The sequence below is a fragment of the Larkinella sp. C7 genome, from assembly GCF_006149005.1.
GTDB lineage: Bacteria > Bacteroidota > Bacteroidia > Cytophagales > Spirosomataceae > Larkinella.
Genome location: NZ_VBSL01000003.1, coordinates 73,014 through 91,433 on the forward strand (window position 1 = coordinate 73,014; position 18,420 = coordinate 91,433).

The 18,420-nt window shown below is 53.6% G+C and carries 20 protein-coding genes; 10 read left to right on the top strand and 10 right to left on the bottom strand.

Annotated elements, in window-relative coordinates:
- The first annotated feature begins 124 nt into the window (after positions 1–124).
- From FH871_RS08655 to FH871_RS08670, 4 genes are all read left to right on the top strand, one after another.
- Positions 125–1,087, top strand: a complete 963-nt coding sequence (locus tag FH871_RS08655; RefSeq protein ID WP_138991056.1) for a YafY family protein — start codon at positions 125–127, stop codon at positions 1,085–1,087.
- A 79-nt stretch (positions 1,088–1,166) separates the two neighbouring features.
- The gene (locus FH871_RS08660; protein WP_138991057.1) at positions 1,167–1,622 is read left to right on the top strand and encodes a GyrI-like domain-containing protein; all 456 of its coding nucleotides are present in this window, start codon (positions 1,167–1,169) and stop codon (positions 1,620–1,622) included.
- Between the two features lie 12 nt (positions 1,623–1,634).
- Positions 1,635–2,015, top strand: coding sequence for a VOC family protein (locus FH871_RS08665; protein ID WP_138991058.1), 381 nt, complete (start codon positions 1,635–1,637; stop codon positions 2,013–2,015).
- 299 nt (positions 2,016–2,314) lie between these two features.
- Entirely contained in the window at positions 2,315–2,689 is a 375-nt protein-coding gene (locus FH871_RS08670; RefSeq protein ID WP_138991059.1) for a hypothetical protein, read from the top strand.
- A gap of 3 nt (positions 2,690–2,692) precedes the next feature.
- On the opposite strand, the gene FH871_RS08675 is transcribed toward FH871_RS08670, so the two are convergent.
- Positions 2,693–3,193 (bottom strand): NUDIX domain-containing protein, encoded by a 501-nt coding sequence (locus tag FH871_RS08675; RefSeq protein ID WP_229317143.1) that lies wholly within the window; start codon positions 3,191–3,193, stop codon positions 2,693–2,695.
- 92 nt (positions 3,194–3,285) lie between these two features.
- Between FH871_RS08675 and ruvX the strand changes: the two genes are divergently transcribed.
- The 5 genes from ruvX to ahcY all read left to right on the top strand — a co-directional run bounded on the left by ruvX (position 3,286) and on the right by ahcY (position 7,874).
- The gene (gene ruvX / locus FH871_RS08680; protein WP_114408747.1) at positions 3,286–3,699 is read left to right on the top strand and encodes a Holliday junction resolvase RuvX; all 414 of its coding nucleotides are present in this window, start codon (positions 3,286–3,288) and stop codon (positions 3,697–3,699) included.
- Entirely contained in the window at positions 3,699–4,271 is a 573-nt protein-coding gene (def, locus tag FH871_RS08685; protein WP_138991061.1) for a peptide deformylase, read from the top strand. Before ruvX ends, def begins: the two co-directional genes overlap by 1 nt.
- 6 nt (positions 4,272–4,277) lie before the next feature.
- On the top strand, positions 4,278–5,051 hold the full coding sequence (locus FH871_RS08690) for an amidohydrolase (protein WP_138991062.1): 774 nt from the start codon (positions 4,278–4,280) through the stop codon (positions 5,049–5,051).
- Between the two features lie 165 nt (positions 5,052–5,216).
- A complete protein-coding gene (locus tag FH871_RS08695) occupies positions 5,217–6,434 on the top strand; it encodes a pyridoxal phosphate-dependent aminotransferase (RefSeq protein ID WP_138991063.1) in 1,218 nt (405 codons plus the stop codon).
- 123 nt (positions 6,435–6,557) lie between these two features.
- Positions 6,558–7,874, top strand: coding sequence for an adenosylhomocysteinase (gene ahcY, locus FH871_RS08700; protein ID WP_138991064.1), 1,317 nt, complete (start codon positions 6,558–6,560; stop codon positions 7,872–7,874).
- A gap of 80 nt (positions 7,875–7,954) precedes the next feature.
- Here the strand turns inward: ahcY and FH871_RS08705 are convergent, their stop codons facing one another.
- The 7 genes from FH871_RS08705 to ccoS form a co-directional block, all read right to left on the bottom strand.
- Positions 7,955–8,662: a sulfite exporter TauE/SafE family protein gene (locus tag FH871_RS08705; protein WP_138991065.1), complete on the bottom strand. Its 708-nt coding sequence runs from the start codon at positions 8,660–8,662 to the stop codon at positions 7,955–7,957.
- 1 nt (position 8,663) lies between these two features.
- On the bottom strand, positions 8,664–9,089 hold the full coding sequence (locus FH871_RS08710; RefSeq protein ID WP_138991066.1) for a FixH family protein: 426 nt from the start codon (positions 9,087–9,089) through the stop codon (positions 8,664–8,666).
- A gap of 92 nt (positions 9,090–9,181) precedes the next feature.
- The gene (locus FH871_RS08715) at positions 9,182–10,693 is read right to left on the bottom strand and encodes a 4Fe-4S dicluster domain-containing protein (RefSeq protein WP_138991067.1); all 1,512 of its coding nucleotides are present in this window, start codon (positions 10,691–10,693) and stop codon (positions 9,182–9,184) included.
- Between the two features lie 12 nt (positions 10,694–10,705).
- A complete protein-coding gene (locus FH871_RS08720; RefSeq protein WP_138991068.1) occupies positions 10,706–11,548 on the bottom strand; it encodes a cbb3-type cytochrome c oxidase N-terminal domain-containing protein in 843 nt (280 codons plus the stop codon).
- 16 nt (positions 11,549–11,564) lie between these two features.
- Complete coding sequence (locus FH871_RS33090) at positions 11,565–11,735, bottom strand: hypothetical protein (protein WP_171062800.1); 171 nt, start codon at positions 11,733–11,735, stop codon at positions 11,565–11,567.
- A 93-nt stretch (positions 11,736–11,828) separates the two neighbouring features.
- Positions 11,829–14,027 (bottom strand): cytochrome-c oxidase, cbb3-type subunit I, encoded by a 2,199-nt coding sequence (gene ccoN / locus FH871_RS08725; protein WP_138991069.1) that lies wholly within the window; start codon positions 14,025–14,027, stop codon positions 11,829–11,831.
- Positions 14,028–14,042: 15 nt separating this feature from the next.
- Entirely contained in the window at positions 14,043–14,219 is a 177-nt protein-coding gene (gene ccoS, locus FH871_RS08730) for a cbb3-type cytochrome oxidase assembly protein CcoS (RefSeq protein ID WP_138991070.1), read from the bottom strand.
- A gap of 194 nt (positions 14,220–14,413) precedes the next feature.
- On the opposite strand from ccoS, the gene FH871_RS08735 reads away from it, so the two are divergent.
- Positions 14,414–15,163 (top strand): acyl-CoA desaturase, encoded by a 750-nt coding sequence (locus FH871_RS08735; RefSeq protein WP_138991071.1) that lies wholly within the window; start codon positions 14,414–14,416, stop codon positions 15,161–15,163.
- A 99-nt stretch (positions 15,164–15,262) separates the two neighbouring features.
- Here FH871_RS08735 and FH871_RS08740 read toward each other — a convergent pair whose 3' ends face one another.
- Both FH871_RS08740 and FH871_RS08745 read right to left on the bottom strand, forming a co-directional pair.
- Positions 15,263–15,829: an NAD(P)H-dependent oxidoreductase gene (locus FH871_RS08740; RefSeq protein ID WP_138991072.1), complete on the bottom strand. Its 567-nt coding sequence runs from the start codon at positions 15,827–15,829 to the stop codon at positions 15,263–15,265.
- Positions 15,830–15,864: 35 nt separating this feature from the next.
- A complete protein-coding gene (locus FH871_RS08745) occupies positions 15,865–18,324 on the bottom strand; it encodes a heavy metal translocating P-type ATPase metal-binding domain-containing protein (protein ID WP_138991073.1) in 2,460 nt (819 codons plus the stop codon).
- Positions 18,325–18,420: the final 96 nt, after the last annotated feature.

Consider the following 18,420-nt stretch of genomic DNA (forward strand, 5'->3'; position numbering starts at 1 on the left):
TATGACCGCCATCCCGCGTCCTACCCCCACGCGGTTTTCAAAAAAATGTTTACCGGAAACAATCCGATCGGATGGCCCCTGAAACCGCAGGCTGGTTACCTTTGCAGAAAATCCGACCCCTGAGATGAACCGAATCGACCGCCTGACCGCCATTTTGATCCACCTCCAGACCAAACGCGTCGTCAAAGCGCAGGAACTGGCCAAACGCTTCGGCACCAGTTTGCGGACGATTTACCGGGACATCCGCTCGCTGGAGGAAGCAGGCGTTCCGATTGGTGCCGAAGCCGGAATTGGCTATTTTCTGGAGGATTACCACCTGCCGCCGGTGATGCTCACCCGCGAAGAAGCCAGCGCGCTGCTATTCGGGGCGAAAGTGATTGAAAAATTTGCGGACGAATCGATTCGGGCGGAGTTTGAATCGGCTTTGTACAAAATCAAATCGGTGCTGAAACGCAAGGATCAGGAACACCTGGAAGACCTGGAACCGCGCGTTCAGGTGGCCAAACGCCCCACGACGCCCCCGTTTTCGGATGCCCTGCTGGTTGATATTCAGCGGGCCATCGGGCAGCAGCAGGTTTTGCAACTGGATTATCGGTCGGCTTATAAGGACGAAACGACGGACCGGGAGGTAGAACCTGTGGGCTTGTACCACTACGGGGCGGGCTGGCACCTCATTGCATTCTGCCGTCTTCGGCAGGATTACCGCGATTTTCGGGTCGACCGAATCCGGCAACTGAACCATACGGGCCATACCTATTCGAGCCAAAACCGGCTTACGCTGACGGCGTACCTCGAAAAAATCCAGCAAACGCAGCATCTGGAGGAGGTAGTGGTGCGGTTTGACAAAAAGGTGGTGCGGCATATTCAGGAAATGAAGTATCACTACGGCTACGTTTCGGAAGAGGAAGAAAGCGGGCGTTGGGTGCGGATGAAGTTCATGACCCAGTGTGTGCGGGAAGTGGGTCGCTGGCTGCTGATGTTCGGCCAGTGGGTGGTGGTAGAATCGCCCGATGCGTTGCACGAAACCATGAAAGAACTGGCGCAGGAGTTGCAGGCGCATTATTTGTCGGAACGCGTCAATTCCTGAAAGTACCGCAAGCCTGCTGACATACGGCTGTCACAACCGGGCGTTTACTTTGTTGCATCCTCGATCAAACACCACTCCGATGCAACTCAAAGAAGCGAAACCGCTCACCACCCTGGCTTTTTCAACCCGAACCACGCTGGCGGGTCTGACCCCCTTCGTCCGGACCGTGGCCCGGCAACTGTACCGCGAAGCCGTCCGGCTCGATCTTGAAATCACCGGGCCGATTTGCTGGCAATACACCGGCGCAGACGGCAAACCGGACACGGTTTTCGGCCTGGATATTGCGCTGCCGGTTCAGTCTACTGAGGGTGAACCGACTGATAGTCTGGAATTTAAAAGTCTTGAACCCTTCAACGGCGGTTTTGCCGAACACCTTGGCAGTTGGGACAATCTGGCCGCCACCTACGGACCCTTGGTCGGTGGTTTGTTGCAGGGCGGACACCAACTGAGTGCCGTCAACCGGGAAGTGTATGTCCACATGGATTTCGAAAATCCGGCCAACAATGTGACGCAAATCTATCTGGGAATCCATTAAAACCACACCGTTATGAAACTGAACGCAGGCCTAATTACCGACAAACTGGCCGAAACGAAGGCGTTTTACCAAACCGTTCTGAACTTCGGCATCACGTTTGAAAATGATTTTTATCTGTTGCTGCACACGCCCAATCAGCAGGCCGAACTGAGTTTTCTGCGGCCAAATCACCCTTCGCAACGACCGGTTTTCCAGAAACCGTTTACCGGCGAAGGCGTCTATCTGACGATTGAAGTGGACGATGTCGATGCCGAATACGAACACATCCAATCGTTGAATGTGCCGATTGAAATCGAACTCCGCGACGAACCCTGGGGCGACCGCCATTTCGCCATCGTCGACCCGAATGGGATTGGAATTGACATCGTGACCTATGCGGCCCCTGAACCCTGACAGCGGCTGAAAACCCTGCCAAGCGGTTCCGCCTGAATAGTTTTTTTAACTAAGCGAATCTTTTGCCCCTTCGGGGCACAACAGCGAAGCGTCGGTAGAAATAATACGATTTACCCCCGCCCGCGTACCGTAAGGTACGCTGGAAAAAATCATTACGTTGGGCTACCGACGCTTCGCTGTTGTGCCCCAAAGGGGCAAGAGAGGGTCGATTCGTGCTACTGTTGTTTCTTTGCGTTTGACGGTTCCAACTCACGGATGCTTTTCAGGGTCTCACAAAACAACAAACCCTTGATGTACTGATGAAAAAATATACCGGTTATCTGTTCTTGCTTGTCTTCCTGACGGCCTGTGATAAAGATGCTGAGCCAGAAAAAGACGCCAGTAGGCAGTTGGTGGTATGTGGCGTCAGTGACCCGATCAACAATTTGAAATGGCTGAATGACCAGTTTAAGTTATTTCAGGGAGGCCCATTGATCAACGGAATTGTGTTGTATCGCTACAAAGGCAGAAAGGTAATTGAAGTGCAGAATGGCTACGCCAGCTCTACAAATCAGCATCAATATTATTGTGACGGGGAGAAGCTTAACCTCGATCACCCTGAAACCTTTACGCAGTTCAAAAAAGATCGGGAAGAGATTGCCGTGCTGTATGGGACGAATCTGTGGGGTAAATAGACCTTAATCTGTGGATTGAGCCTCTTTATTTCGTTTCGCCAACCAGTCTTTCACCGCCGGGCCGGTTCCGAATGGCCAGGGTTTCAGCCCATTAATCGGAACCAGTTTATAGGCCTGAAGTTCTTCTTCGTCAATTTGAATTGTGCCCCACGCCCGGACGTGGTACGTGATGATGACTTCATTGCGCTGGTAAAACGTGTAGACACCCAGCCGCTCCACAATTTCGGCATCCAGGCCGATTTCCTCCTTGATTTCCCGCAAAACCGCCTGATCCGGTTCTTCGCCCGGTTCCAGAAAACCCGTTACCAAACCAAACCATTCGGCCGGCCAACCCCGGTTTTGAATCAGGATAACAGTATCGTTGTCGTATTCGACAATGGCACCCACGACCGGCAGCGGATTGTTCCAGAAAATGTAACCACAGGCGGCTGAACACAAGAGCCGTTCACGTCCTCCGGCAAAACCGGGCGTAAGCGAACTACCGCATTGGGGACAAAAATTCATCTTTGGCATCGGTTCAACGAAGGATTTGCGGTCAATATAAACACCCCCGTTCGGATTTCCGTATATTTGCAATTCATTTAACAAAAGTTACTTTGCCCCGATTACTGGCTATTGATTACGGAACGAAGCGCACCGGTTTGTCGGTTACCGACCCGTTGCAGATCATCGCAACGGCCCTGGAAACCGTACCGACACATCAGTTGCTGGACTACCTGAAACGGTATGTTACCACTGAGCCGGTCGAAGCGTTTGTGGTGGGAATGCCCACACGCCTGGACGGATCGGATACGGACAATACGCCCCGGGTGAAAGGCTTCGTTGGTAGACTCAAAGCCGCTTTTCCGGATATTCCGGTGCATTGGCACGACGAGCGGTTTACGTCGGCGATGGCCTTACAATCCATGATTGCCAGTGGCGTCAGTAAGAAAGACCGGCGCGTCAAAGGCAACATCGACAAAGTGAGTGCAGTAATTATTTTACAATCCTTCATGGAATCCAAAAGGTGATGATTTACCCAATAATAGCTTACGGTGATTCCGTTTTGCGGAAACGGGCGCAGAACATCGAGAAAGGGAGTACCGATGTTAAAAAATTCAGTGAAGACCTGTTCGAGACGATGTACAATGCTTCGGGCATCGGGTTGGCCGCTCCGCAGGTCGGCAAAAGCATCCGCATGTTTGTGGTCGATGGAACGGCCCTGAACGAAGACGAACCAGAGGAAGACAAGGACCCCAGCCTGATGGGTTTCAAGAAGGTTTTTATTAATCCGCAGATTCTGGAAGAAGACGGCGACGAATGGGGCTTTGAAGAAGGCTGTCTGAGCATTCCGCAAATCCGGGGCGAGGTTTTTCGGCCCGAATTCGTCAAAATTCAGTATTTCGATACCGACTGGAACGAGCACATCGAAGAATACGACGGCATGGCCGCCCGCATCATCCAGCACGAATACGACCACCTCGAAGGCAAGCTGTTTACCGATTACCTGCCGCCGTTGAAACGCCAGTTGATGAAGAAAAAACTGGCCGACATTACGCGCGGCAACGTGAAAGCGGATTATAAAATGAAGTTTCCGAAATAAACAGGAATGCTCCACCTGACCCTGCTGCAAACCAGCCTCCACTGGGAAAATCCGACGGCCAATCGGGCGATGCTCGAAGAGAAAATCTTCGCGCTGCCCGAAAAAACCGACCTCATTGTGTTGCCGGAAATGTTTACAACCGGTTTTTCGATGAACGCCAAAGCCCTGGCCGAACCGATGAACCTGACGACATTCCGCTGGTTGAAACAGATGGCGGCCCAGACCGACGCCGTGGTGACCGGAAGCTACATTGTGCAGGAACAGGGGCAATTCTACAACCGCCTGATCTGGATGGAGCCCGACGGTTCGTTCGATGTCTATGACAAAAGGCATTTGTTCCGGATGGCGGGGGAGGAGCTTATCTACGCCGGTGGCACAAAGCGGCTGGTGAAATCCTGGCGCGGCTGGAACATCTGCCCGCTGATTTGCTATGACCTCCGGTTCCCGGTCTGGAGCCGGAATGCCGGTTTAGCGTATGACCTCTTACTGTATGTGGCCAACTGGCCTGCCGCCCGCAGCACCGCCTGGAACGCCCTGCTGCAAGCCCGCGCCATCGAAAATCTGGCCTATGTGGCCGGTGTCAACCGCGTGGGCGAAGACGGAAACGGCCACATCTACGCGGGCGATTCGAGCCTGATCGACCCGAAAGGTGAGGTGCTTTTCCGGCAAAACCAGACCGAAACGGTGTTCCAAACCACCCTTTCCCTGGACGAATTGAGTGCCTATCGCGAGCGGTTTCCGGCCAACCGCGACGCGGATGATTTTCGGATAATTGGATAAAAACCGGAAACGCAGGGGTTCCATTTTTCAGCCCGATAACTATAAAAATTCAAATTTTACGCACTTATCGTTAGATAGTTAGTAATTTTGTGCCCGGGATACGCAGTCCGGGACGCAAAGTCAGGTTGAATAGGCCCGTTTATTGAATCAATCACCTCATATCTCATGTCTGCATCGGTAGAAACTGTCAGTTTATTGGCAGACCGCATCATCGCGCTGGAAGAATCGTCAACATTGGCGATGACCAAAAAAGCCCGCGAACTGGCCGCTCAGGGCCACAAAGTAATCAGTCTCAGCGTTGGAGAACCTGATTTCAAGACGCCGAAACACATTTGCGAAGCCGCCAAGCAAGCCATCGACGAAGGCTACCACGGTTATTCGCCCGTAGCGGGTTATGCCGATCTGCGGAAAGCCATTGCAGATAAGTTTAAACGGGAAAATAACATTGACTGGAAACCGGAAAATATCGTGGTTTCGACGGGTGCCAAACACTCGCTGGCGAACGTGATTCAGGTGCTGGTGAACCCCGGCGACGAGGTGATCATTCTGGCTCCCTACTGGGTAAGCTATTCCGAAATGGTGAAACTCGCTGAAGGAAAGTCGATTATCCTCGAAGGAGCTTTTGATAATGACTTCAAAGTAACGGCGGATCAACTGGAAGCGGCCATTACGGATCGCACCAAAATCGTGATGTACGCATCGCCCAACAACCCGACCGGTTCGGTGTATAGCGAGGACGAACTGCGCGCCATTGCCGAGGTGGTGGCCCGGCACGAAAACGTGATTGTGCTGGCCGACGAAATCTACGAACACATCAATTTTACGGATAAAGGCCATTTCAGCATCGGTTCCATTCCCGAAATCAAAGACCGCGTTGTTACCGTTAACGGCGTAGCGAAAGGTTTTGCGATGACAGGCTGGCGGATTGGTTACATCGGTGCCGCCAAATGGATCGCCGACGGGGTGGAAAAATTGCAGGGACAGGTCACCTCCGGAACCGGTTCGATTTCGCAGCGGGCTACACTGGCCGCCCTGAACGGCCCGATGGAACCGACGCGTGAAATGTCGAAAGCCTACGAACGTCGCCGGGACCTGGTGGTAAAACTGCTGAAAGAAATTCCCGGTTTTAAAGTGAACGTGCCGGAAGGCGCTTTCTACGCGTTCCCCGACATCAGCTATTATTACGGCAAATCGGACGGGACAACGACCATCAACGATTCGGACGATTTTGCCGCCTGGTTGCTCAATACGGCTTATGTGGCAACCGTGGCCGGTTCAGGCTTTGGTGCTCCTTATGGTCTGCGGATTTCAACGGCCGCTTCCGACGAAGCCCTGACCGAAGCCGTGCAACGCATTAAAGACGCGGTTGCTACGTTAAAATAAATAGAGACGATAGAAGTGAGACAAGAGAATAAAGACAGACTTCACCGATTGACACTTTGTCTCTATTCTCTTGTCTTACTTCTTTTTTCTTAAAAATCATCAAGCATTAATTACTCCCTTTTTATGTCTACAGAAACATCCACGTACGTTCCGTACAAAGTTAAAGACATCGCACTGGCCGAATGGGGCCGCAAGGAAATCCGGTTGGCCGAAGCCGAAATGCCGGGTTTGATGTCCCTCCGCAAAGAGTTCGGACCGTCGAAACCCCTCGCTGGTGCCTACATTGCCGGTTGTCTGCACATGACGATTCAGACCGCCGTTCTGATCGAAACACTGGTTGAACTGGGTGCCGAAGTGACCTGGTCATCGTGTAATATCTTCTCGACGCAGGACCATGCCGCAGCCGCCATTGCGGCCGCCGGTATTTCGGTGTATGCGTGGAAGGGTATGAACGAAGAAGAATTTAACTGGTGTATCGAGCAGACGTTGTTCTTTGGCGAAGAACGGAAACCGCTGAACATGATTCTGGACGATGGTGGTGACCTGACCAACATGGTTTTCGACCTCTATCCGGAACTGATTACCAACATCAAAGGCTTGTCGGAAGAAACGACGACGGGCGTTCACCGGTTGTATGAGCGGATGAAAAACGGGACGCTGCATTTGCCCGCCATCAACGTGAATGACTCGGTTACCAAATCGAAATTCGATAACAAATACGGCTGCCGCGAGTCGCTGGTCGATGCCATCCGTCGGGGAACCGATTTGATGCTGGCCGGTAAAGTAGCGGTTGTCGCCGGTTATGGTGACGTAGGAAAAGGTTCTGCCGAATCACTCCGGGGTGCGGGTTGCCGCGTGCTGGTGACAGAAATCGACCCGATCTGTGCACTGCAAGCCGCGATGGACGGTTATGAAGTGGTCACGATGGATGAGGCTGCGACCCGCGCCAACATCTTCGTAACCGCAACGGGTAACATCAACATTGTGAAAGACCGCCACTTCAAGACGATGCGCGACAAGGCGGTGGTTTGTAACATCGGCCACTTCGACAACGAAATCGATATGGCGTGGTTGAATACCAACTACGGTCATTCGAAGAGCCAGATCAAACCGCAGGTCGATCTGTACGAAATCGATGGCAAAGAAATCATTGTTCTGGCTGAAGGCCGTCTGGTGAATCTGGGCGTTGCCATGGGTCACCCGTCGTTCGTGATGTCGTGCTCGTTCTCGAACCAGACGCTGGCGCAGCTTGAACTGTGGGCCAATTCGGATAAATACGAAAACAAGGTCTACATCCTGCCGAAACACCTCGATGAGAAAGTAGCGGCTTTGCACCTCGATCACGTAGGCGCAAAACTGGAAAAACTGGATCAGGAGCAGGCGGAATACATCGGTGTCACCACCGAAGGCCCTTACAAATCGGACCTGTACCGGTATTAATGAGTTAAGAATTAAAAGTGCAGAGTGAAGAGTTAAAAATTAAAAGTAAATGCGTCAGCCAACTTTTAATTTTTAACTCTTCACTCTGCACTTTTAGCTTCCTTCCCGTGGCAAATTGGAACTTCGTGGCCCGTCTGGTCGATGACGGTAGAAGGATAGAAGCCCCGGACCAATAAGAGAAAGGCCAGGGCAATCGTGATGACCGGCATCAAGACTGAAAACCGGCGTCGCAGGTTTGCCGGGAAAAACGTCGGGACAAACCGGACCAGCAACAAAGCCGGAACCGTTCCCAGGCCGAACAACGCCATGTAGAATGCGCCGGTTACCGCGCTCCCGGTTGTGATGGCGCCGGTCAGGGCCACATACAAAAAACCGCAGGGCAACAAGCCGTTCAGAAAACCCAGTCCGGTAAACGCTTGTAAAGTTGGACTTTGTAAAAACCGAGACATCGGTCTCGTAACCCAGCTTCGTCCCCCATTCAGTGACAAACCGGGCAGTTTTCCGTGCTGGAACAAAACCCAGAGCAGCAGGAACAGACCGGCCGCAATTGATACCGATCGCTGCAAACCCGCCAGCAACAGCCCCTGGCCGATGGTGCCGACCAGCAACCCCAGTCCGGCATACGCCGTAATTCTTCCCACATGATACAGTCCCATTGCCAGCCCGCGTTGTGAACGGGGCAATCGTCCGACCGGCAACGCCATCGCCAGCGGCCCGCACATGCCGACGCAGTGCAGGCTTCCGACTAAGCCCGTGGTCAGGGCTGCGATGATCCAGACGTTCGGCACGTTAGGGAATGGTTACGGTTTGTTCGCTGTAATATTCCTGCCCGTTTTCCAGCCAGTTCAGTTGCACGCGCCAGAAACCGGAGGCCAGTTTGGCGGTCGAAATCGTCGTTTGGCCGGGCTGCAAGGCAACACTCCGATCCTGTCGGCGATCCGAAGGGCGGTAAAAGGTCAGTTTACCGCCGGTTGAACCCGCTTCAGATCGCATCAGTTCGATCACCTGCCGGGTGGCATCGAAGCGAATGGTCGGCGATTCCGCCAGTTTGGCGGTTCGGGCTACCCGGTCAATCTGTTGTTGAAAGGCGATTTCGGTCTGGTAATAATCATCGCGCACCAGATCGACCCGTTGGCGGCACATGAGATACACCAGGGTGCCAATAAATCCGGCAAACAGGATGTAAACGAGTATGATGGCTTTTCCCCAGTTCATGGTTTTATGGAGTGATTGAGTGAAGTAGTGATTGAGTGAGAAGCAAAACCGGTCCAGAGTGAACAAGGAATCTACTTCGTTCAATCACTCAATTACTTGACCGGTCCCAGAAACGTAGTTTCGATCTGGTCGACGACTTCGTTACCGGCCAACACGTCGATGTGAAGTGGCGTACTGTTTTGCCGGATGGTTTTTTCCGGTAAATCGATGAAGAACATCCCTTTGGTCTGTTCCCCGGCCGGCACCGACGACAGCGGCTGTACGAAGCGCAGTTTGGCGTCCGTTCGGCTCAGGCGGAATTGAACCGGCAACGTCCGGTAGGTCTTGTTGATCACTTCCACCAGATACAGATTCGATACCTTGCCACCCGTTTCGCGCTGATACAACTGCCCCGGTGCCCGCAAAACCGTCACGTCCATCACCGGTCGGCTGACGAGCAGAAAACCGATGATTCCCAACAAAACGAGCAATACGCCACTGTAGGCCTTAATCCGGGCGGTAAACCGAAACGGTTTTCCCTGTTCAATATTGGCCTGCGAATCCATGCGGATCAGCCCCTGGGGCAGTTCGATTTTGTCCATGACGCTATCACAGACGTCGATGCAGAGCGTGCAGTTGATGCATTCCAGTTGCGTCCCGTTCCGAATGTCGATACCCATCGGACACACCTGCACACAAAGCTTGCAGTCGATGCAATCGCCCTTTTGGGAGTGATGAGTTAAGAGTGAAGAGTTAAGAGTGAAGGCCGGGTCGCCGGTCGGTGACGAACTGGCTCCATCAGGAAAACTCTTAACTCTTAACTCATCATTCTTAACTCTTACTTCTTCACTCTTCACTCGTTTCCCGCGCGGTTCTCCCCGGATGTAGTCGTAGGCAACGATCAGGGAGTTTTTGTCCAGTAAAACACCTTGCAGCCGTCCGTACGGGCAGATGGTTGTGCAGACGATTTCGCGCAGCCAGGCAAAAACGAGGTAAAATACGCCCGTAAAGATTACGATGGCCGACAGGCCGGCGAGGTGCTGCGCCGGGTCGTCGGTGATGAGGGTCAGCCACTGGTCGCGGCCAATGAGGTAGGCCAGAAAGGTGTTGCTGATGGCGAACGAAATGAGAAAGAAAACGCCGTGTTTCAGTCCTTTTTTGACTACTTTTTCGGTCGTCCAGGGGCTGGCATCCAGCCGTTTCCGGGCGTTAAAATCACCCTCGATCCAGCCTTCGATTTTCCGGAAAACCATCTCCATAAAAATTGTCTGCGGACACGCCCAGCCGCACCACACCCGGCCATAAACGACCGTAAACAGCGCCACAAACACGATGAAGGCAATCAGCCCAAACGCAACCAGGTAAAAATCCTGCGGCCAGAACGGCACCCCGAAAAAGATAAACCGGCGTTCGAGGACGTTGAACAGGAACAGCGGATGTCCGTCGATCCACACAAACGGCCCGGCAAACAGCACGATCAGCAGCACCACCGCCACCGCCGTCCGCCAGCGGGTAAAACGCCCCGTGGTTTCACGCGGATACAACCACCGCCGACCGCCAGAGGCATCGGCGGTCGGCAGCGTATCGCGGAAGTCGGAGGGGGGAAGTGCTACGTTGGATTTCATGGGTGTGTTGAGTTAGCGGGTTGCAACGGGGTCGCCGGTGGCTACTTTTTGGCCCTGCGGTTCTTTCGCTCCGGCGGGGTTTGTGCCTTGCAGCGACAGGATATAACTGGCGACTTGCTGCACCTGGAGCGGATTCAATTGTTTTTTCCAGGACATCATCCCTTTTTCGGGAACGCCTTCGGTAATGATGTGAAAAACCGCCTTGACGTCACCGCCGTGCAGCCAGTAGGCATCGGTCAGATTGGGGCCCACTTTGCCTTCGGCATTGGTGCCATGGCAGGCCACGCAGTTTTGGGTGAACAGTGCTTTCCCGGCGTCGATTCCCTTCGCATCTTTCAAGACCGTAACGGTATTTTCGTTGATGGAACCGGCTACTTTTTTGATGTAATCCTCCCGCTGTTTATCGGCAACGGCCATTTCCTGGGTATATTCCTGCACCATGATGTCGCCTGGGTTAAAGACGTGGTAGACGAGCAGGTAGATGACACCCGCCACAATGGTTCCGTAGAACAACCCCATAAACCAGGGGGGCGTCGGATTGTCGAGTTCGGCAATGCCGTCGTACGCGTGTTCCATGGTCAGGTTTTTTTCCTGATTCAGTTCGTGCAGCCCCGCCATCCGTTGCCACCAGGAGCGTGTGTCGACCGGTTTGGCAACGGTTTGGGCGTCTGGCTCTATTATTTTTTTGAGGAGGAACACCAGGTTCAGGGCTACGGCTCCGACGGCTACCATGCCCACCAGCAGAAAAAGAGCGACGGTAACCAGCAACAGATCCTGACCGGATGAAATGTCCCAGATGGATTTTGCCGGTTCCTGGCCCAGCAGCCCACCATTGAGTAAAATGAATGAATTCATGGAAAGAGGAAGGTGGTTAATCGGTTGACGATTCATCGAGGGGCATCTGGCTCATCTGGCGGATGTACGTTTTATCCACCAAAACCAGGTATAAACCGACGAGAATGAAAAAAGCGAGGAAGGTGATAAACGAGCCGACCATATAGATGTCCGCGCCGGGAATTTTGGAGATGAATTGCTTGAACATGATCTTGGGAGTGAAGAGTTATGAGTTAAGAATTAAGAGTGAAGAGTTCATATGCGTCAGCCAACTCATAATTCTTAACTCTTCACTCTTAATTCATTTGCTTGCGTTTTCCATTTTCTTGATGTCCGTGCCGAGCCGCTGTAGGTAGGCAATCAGGGCGACGATTTCGCGGTCGGCGTCGACTTTGATGCCATCTTTCGCCAGGCGGTCACTGACTTGCTGCGCCTGTTTTTGCAAATCTTCATTGGCGTAGCTGATCGTGGCATCGTCGTAGGGAACTCCCACCTTCTCCAGCGTTCTCAGCTTATCTGACGTATTCGAAATGTCGAGTTTCTGATCCAGCAGCCAGGGATAGGCGGGCATGATCGACCCCGGCGACATCGACGTTGGGTCGCGCATGTGGTGGTAATGCCAGGAATCGGGGTATTTGCCGCCTTCGCGGTGCAGATCTGGCCCGGTGCGTTTGCTACCCCACAGGAACGGGTGGTCATACACAAATTCGCCCGCTTTGGAATACTCCCCGTAGCGTTCGGTTTCGCTGCGGAAAGGCCGAACCATCTGGCTGTGGCAGTTGACGCAGCCCTCGCGGATGTAGAGGTCGCGGCCCTGCACTTCGAGGGCGCTATACGGTTGCACGGCCGAAATCGTCGGCACATTGGACTCCACCATGAACGTCGGAATCAATTCTACCATCGAACCGATCAGAATCACCACCAGCGAAGCAACCAGCAGCGGTATGGGCTTGCGCTCCAGCCAGCGGTGCCAGTAGGTATCGTTTCCCGTCGGCACATAGGCTTGCTCCAGGGCAGGCGCTTCGGCGGCTTCGTTGACCACCAGTTTCCCGGCCGCCATCGTTTTGAACAGGTTATAGGCCATCAGAATCGCACCCAGCAGGTAGAGGGTGCCACCCAACGCCCGCATCTGGTGCATGGGCAGCAGTTGAATGGTGGTTTCCAGGAAGTTCGGGTAGCGCAGGGTGCCTTCCGGTGTAAACTCCTTCCACATCATGCCCTGTGTGAACCCCGAAATGTACATTGGAATGGCGTAGAACAGGATTCCCAGTGTACCGATCCAGAAGTGGATGCTCAGCAGTTTTTTGGAATACAGGGGCGTTTTATACATGCGCGGAATCAGCCAGTACAGGATCGCGAAGGTCAGAAAACCGTTCCAGCCCAGGGCCCCGACGTGTACGTGGGCTACGATCCAGTCGGTAAAGTGCGCAATGGCGTTGACGTTCTTGAGCGACAGCATGGGCCCTTCGAAGGTGGCCATTCCGTAAGCGGTAATTCCGACGACCATGAATTTCAGGATGGTATCTTCCCGAACCTTGTCCCAGGCTCCGCGCAGCGTCAGCAACCCGTTGATCATCCCACCCCAGGACGGGGCAATGAGCATGATGGAGAAAACCACCCCCAGCGATTGCGCCCAGTCGGGCAGCGATGAATAGAGCAAGTGGTGAGGACCGGCCCAGATGTAGATGAAAATCAGTGCCCAGAAGTGCAGAATCGACAGCTTGTAGGAATATACCGGGCGGTTTGCCATCTTGGGCAGGAAGTAATACATCAGCCCCAGAAACGGCGTGGTCAGGAAAAATGCCACCGCATTGTGACCATACCACCACTGCACGAGCGCATCCTGCACCCCGGCGTAGACGTAATAACTTTTGAACAGACTGACCGGCATCTGGTACGAGTTGACGATGTGCAGAACGGCGACGGTCACGAACGTGGCAATGTAAAACCAGATGGCGACGTATAGGTGGCGCTCCCGGCGTTTGATGATCGTGCCAAACATGTTGATCCCGAAAACCACCCAGATCAGCGTAATGGCAATGTCGATCGGCCATTCGAGTTCGGCGTATTCGTGCGACGTGGTCAGACCCAGCGGCAGCGTAATGGCTGCGGCTACGATGATGGCCTGCCAGCCCCAGAAGTGGATTTTACTGAGCAAATCGCTGAACATCCGGGCTTTGCAAAGCCGTTGCAGCGAGTAATAAACACCCATAAAGATGGCATTGCCGACGAAGGCGAAAATAACCGCGTTGGTGTGCAGCGGCCGAATCCGTCCGAAGGTCGTATACTGGTTGCCGAGGTTGGCCGCCGGAGCGAACAACTGGCTGGCAACCAGGACGCCGACCAGCATGCCGACGACGCCCCAGATGATGGTGGCAACGGCGAAATCCCGGACAATGCGGTTGTCATACTCGAAGTGCTCCACGGCGGGAGTAGCTCCGTTCCCCGGTCGGGGGTGTTCAGGCGAAATCGTAACAGGCGGTTTTTGCGAGACATTCATAGTGGTAACGAGCAGTTATGCGGGGGTATCTATGGAGGAGGTAGTAGTTGGTTCGTTGTCGTCGAGCAGCATCCGCATCGAGGGGGTGTACAGGTCGTCCTGCTGGCCGGTTTTCATTGACCAGAGAAAAGCCCCGAAAAATCCCAGTGCCAGCAGCAGACTAATGCCAATCATGAAGAAGATAATGTCCATATTCGTGAGCGTTTGCCGGGTCAAAAGTGCGGCTTATCCGGTGGGCAATGTATGAGGTTCGTCAGGCAGGGGGGTGATAGAATTCAGGTAAACCGGGCGGGCTGACAAAACTCATCCGGTCGGCTGACCCGTGTTAGGCCCGCGCTACGTGGCAGGAACTACTTTTGGCGCATTACACCAGAATCTTGTTTCGAATGATCATTCTCGCTTTTTTTCTCGCGCATTGGTACCTGTCGGTCCTGATGCAGACCCTCTTTCTCCACCGCTATGCCGCCCACCAGATGTTTACGATGAGCAAGGGCTGGGAGAAGTTTTTTTACGTGGTGACGTTCATTAGCCAGGGATCGTCGTTTTTGAGTCCACGCGCGTACGGTATTATGCACCGGCTTCACCACGCCTACGCCGATACGGAAGAAGACCCGCATTCGCCGAAGTATTCCAAGAACATGATGGATATGATGTGGAAAACCCGGCAGTTTTACAACGACATCCTCAACAACCGCGACACCATTCCGGCGAAGTTCAAAAAGGGTGTGCCCAACTGGCCGTGGATGGAATGGTTCGGGGATCGCTGGCCGGTGCGGGTGGCCTGGGGAACGTTCTACGTCCTGTTTTACATCCAGTTTGCGACCTCACCCTGGCTATTTCTGCTGCTGCCGTTCCATTTTTTCATGGGACCGGTGCATGGCGCCATCATCAACTGGTGCGCCCACCGCTACGGCTACATCAACTTCAAAGTGGACGATACGGCCAAAAACCTGTTGCCGTTCGACTTTCTGATGATGGGCGAATCCTACCACAACAACCACCACCGGTACGGCGGGCGGGCTAACTTCGGCGGTTTCCGCTGGCACGAATTCGACCCGGCTTATCCGCTGATTTTATTGATGAATAAACTGGGCATCGTGAAGCTCCGGCGCGGGCGCGACGAAGCGTATATGTGACAGAATTTCTCCTAACACATTCACCCCAATTCAGCCGATACCAGGGTTGAGTTGGGGTGAATCTATTTTAGAAAGCTCTACAGAAATTGGCGGAGGCTTTTAGTTTACGGCCTTTACAATCCTGGCAAGCCAGTCTAATCGGTCCTGATCGTTCAGATACTTCATCCGGCCAATCCGGGTGAGTCTAACCGGAGAAATGCCGCAGAATTCTAAGGTTGCTCTCCGGACCGTATTGATATCGCTGTTTCTGTATTGCCACCAAATCCACCACCAGGGAGCATCGCAGGTGGTGATGACGTGGGCCGACCGGCCCTTCAAAAGTTTATCCCAGAATGGATCATCCGTGTGATACTTATAAGCAAAACCAGAATACAAGGTTCGGTCCAGAAATCCTTTGAAAAGAGCCGGAACAGAACCCCACCAGATGGGATAAATAATAACCCACTTCGCACACCATATAATATTTTCCTGAGCCTGTTTCAAATCGGGTTCCAGTTCCTGAATCGTTTTATAGCCTTTCCAGAGAATGGGGTCAAAGTGCATCTCGCCCAGATTTTGCCTTCTAACCTCGTGTCCTTTGCGTCGTGCCTCGTTTTCGTAGGCATCAGCAATTCTTCCGTTAAAGGTATCGCTGTCCGGGTGAGCGAGCAGAATGTATATTTTCATCTTTCCCTCTTCAGATAGGATTAACCGAATGGCCCTTACAGCTCTTTCCACCGCATTCCCAACGTCCCAATCAACAACATCGTCGCGGAACTAACGGGCATCAGAATGGCGGCCACAACCGGCGACAGATTGCCCGTCAGCGCGTAGGAGAGGCCAATGAAATTATACAGCAGCGAAACCACAAAACTAAACCGGATCAGGCGCATGCCGAAGCGGCTGTACGTCAGCAGTTCGGGCAGTTTTCGCAAGGAAGTGGCTTCCAGAATGGCGTCGCTGGCGGGTGTAAACTGAACGGTGTCTTCCGTGACGGCAATGCCGACGTCGGCCTGTTTCAGCGCCCCGGCATCGTTCAGGCCGTCACCCACCATCAGCACGCGGTGGCCCTGGTTTTGCAGGTGCCGGACCATGTCGAGCTTTTGCTGCGGCTGGCAGTTGAACGTCATGTGATCCGGGGCAAACCAGCGCGCCAGTTCGGGCCGGGCCGTGTCCGTATCGCCCGAAAGCAGATACAGTTGGTGCGTGGATTTCAGCGAATCGAGCATCGCATCAAGGCCGGGACGGTATTGGTTCGGAAACCGGAAACAGCCCCGGTATTGCTGCTCGATGGCCATATGGACACGCGCTCCGGCTGAATCGGCTGGGGTTTCTTTCGCGGTTATTGACGACACCGACTGCGGATTTACAAACGAAGCGGAGCCGATTTTGACTTCCCAGCCATCCACGAACCCGTGTAATCCGCGACCCGGTATTTCCGTAAAATCCTCCACCACCAGCGGTTGAACGTCGGCCAGATGAGCGGCCAGTTTCCGACTGAGCGGGTGAGCCGACTGCCGCACCAGCGAGACCACCAGCGCCCGTTCGAAATCCGTCAAAGCAACCGAAAACTCCTCCGCCACGCTCCTGTGTTTGTCTTCACGCATTCGCTCAATCACACTTTCACTCACTGTCTCCGTCAGCGTACCGGTTTTATCGAAAACCACGGTGTCACAATCGGCCATGTGCTCGATGACGTCCGCGTTTTTGAGGTACAATTTCTGCTGGCTCAGCTTCCGGATTCCATTCCCCAGCGCGAACGGATACGACAGCGACAGCGCACACGGACAGGCAATGATCAGAACCGCCGTAAAGGCATTGATGGCCCGCGCGGGGTCGTGCGTGTACCAGTATAAGCCCACGATTGTGGCTAACGCAATGACGGTCAGGGTAAAATATTTCCCGATGGCATCAGCAAAGGTGCGCATTCGGGAGGTGTCGCCCTTGCGGAATGCGTCGTTGTTCCAGAGTTGGGTCAGGTAACTTTGCGATACCTCCCGCACCACTTCCAGTTCAATGGCTTCGCCAATCTGCTTGCCACCGGCATACAGCAACGCCCCCGGTTTCTGGGCTTCCGGCTCCGATTCACCCGTCACGAAGCTGTAATCGACCCGGGCTTCTCCTTTGTAGAGCAGCCCGTCGGCGGGAATCAGTTCGTGGTTACGCACCCGGATGCGGTCGCCTTTGCGGAGTTCGGCTACGGGAATGGCGGTTTCGCCGTCCGGTTTTAAAACCGTTACCGCCAGCGGAAAATACGATTTGTAATCCCGTTCGAACGACAGAAATTCGTGGGTGCGCTGCTGGAACCATTTGCCGCACAACAGAAAGAAAATCAGGCCCGTCAGCGAATCGAAATAACCGGCACCGTTGAGAAACAGAACCTCGTAGGTGCCCCGGAAAAACGCGACCAGAATCCCGAGCAAAATGGGAAAGTCGATGTTGATAATGCCTTTTCTCAGACTCGTCCAGACCGATTCGAAATAGCCCGATGCCGAGTAAAAGACGACCGGAATGGCCAGCACAATATTGAGCAGACCGAAGAGGTGTTTGAACGATGGATCGTCGAGACCGAGGTATTCGGGGAAGCTGAACAGCATGATGTTGCCCGAACAGAAACCCGCCAGGGCCAGCCGGTAGAGCAGCGGGCGGTACGACGGTTTTTGCTGTTCTTTAACGACATCGTTCAGGCTGATCAGCGGCTCGTAGCCAATCGACGCGAGCAGCTCGACCACCTGCCGGAGCGTGAGCTGATCGGGCCGGTAGGTCAGGTGAACCTGCTTTTTGAGAAAATCCACCCGCGACTGCTGAATGCCCGGATGGATGCGGTAGAGGTGTTCGAGCAGCCATAGACAGGAACTGCAATGGATGGTCGGAACGTAAAAAGTAACCCGGGCGACCGACGCACTGGAAAATTCCAGCAGTTGGGCAACAATGGCGGGATGGTCCAGAAATTCGAGCCGGTTTTTAGGGGTATTTTCCGTTTTAAGGGGATTGCCGGGCCGAACACCGGTTCCTTCCTGTTCAATCGAATAGTATTGACATAACTGGTTTTGATTCAGAATGCTGTAGACCGTTTGGCAGCCTTCGCAGCAGAACGGTTTTTCATCGTATTCAAGGTTGTGCTCTGCACAGTCGTTGCCGCAGTGGTAACAGGTAGTCGCTGAAATCGTTGCTGTACGCATACCATATTTTTCTTGGCAAATTGGGTCGGAACAGGTCGTTAAACCCTGACGAGCGTCAGCAAACCGAGTGATACCGGTCAGGGTATGGCGTGCGAA

Bases quoted from the DNA above. Each gene is read 5' to 3' on its own strand.
- FH871_RS08655 (WP_138991056.1), top strand. From the start codon at position 125: ATGAACCGAATCGACCGCCTGACCGCCATTTTGATCCACCTCCAGACC.
- FH871_RS08660 (WP_138991057.1), top strand. From the start codon at position 1,167: ATGCAACTCAAAGAAGCGAAACCGCTCACCACCCTGGCTTTTTCAACC.
- FH871_RS08665 (WP_138991058.1), top strand. From the start codon at position 1,635: ATGAAACTGAACGCAGGCCTAATTACCGACAAACTGGCCGAAACGAAG.
- FH871_RS08670 (WP_138991059.1), top strand. From the start codon at position 2,315: ATGAAAAAATATACCGGTTATCTGTTCTTGCTTGTCTTCCTGACGGCC.
- FH871_RS08675 (WP_229317143.1), bottom strand. From the start codon at position 3,193: ATGAATTTTTGTCCCCAATGCGGTAGTTCGCTTACGCCCGGTTTTGCC.
- def (WP_138991061.1), top strand. From the start codon at position 3,699: ATGATTTACCCAATAATAGCTTACGGTGATTCCGTTTTGCGGAAACGG.
- FH871_RS08690 (WP_138991062.1), top strand. From the start codon at position 4,278: ATGCTCCACCTGACCCTGCTGCAAACCAGCCTCCACTGGGAAAATCCG.
- FH871_RS08695 (WP_138991063.1), top strand. From the start codon at position 5,217: ATGTCTGCATCGGTAGAAACTGTCAGTTTATTGGCAGACCGCATCATC.
- ahcY (WP_138991064.1), top strand. From the start codon at position 6,558: ATGTCTACAGAAACATCCACGTACGTTCCGTACAAAGTTAAAGACATC.
- FH871_RS08710 (WP_138991066.1), bottom strand. From the start codon at position 9,089: ATGAACTGGGGAAAAGCCATCATACTCGTTTACATCCTGTTTGCCGGA.
- FH871_RS08715 (WP_138991067.1), bottom strand. From the start codon at position 10,693: ATGAAATCCAACGTAGCACTTCCCCCCTCCGACTTCCGCGATACGCTG.
- FH871_RS08720 (WP_138991068.1), bottom strand. From the start codon at position 11,548: ATGAATTCATTCATTTTACTCAATGGTGGGCTGCTGGGCCAGGAACCG.
- FH871_RS33090 (WP_171062800.1), bottom strand. From the start codon at position 11,735: ATGTTCAAGCAATTCATCTCCAAAATTCCCGGCGCGGACATCTATATG.
- ccoN (WP_138991069.1), bottom strand. From the start codon at position 14,027: ATGAATGTCTCGCAAAAACCGCCTGTTACGATTTCGCCTGAACACCCC.
- ccoS (WP_138991070.1), bottom strand. From the start codon at position 14,219: ATGGACATTATCTTCTTCATGATTGGCATTAGTCTGCTGCTGGCACTG.
- FH871_RS08735 (WP_138991071.1), top strand. From the start codon at position 14,414: ATGATCATTCTCGCTTTTTTTCTCGCGCATTGGTACCTGTCGGTCCTG.
- FH871_RS08740 (WP_138991072.1), bottom strand. From the start codon at position 15,829: ATGAAAATATACATTCTGCTCGCTCACCCGGACAGCGATACCTTTAAC.
- FH871_RS08745 (WP_138991073.1), bottom strand. From the start codon at position 18,324: ATGCGTACAGCAACGATTTCAGCGACTACCTGTTACCACTGCGGCAAC.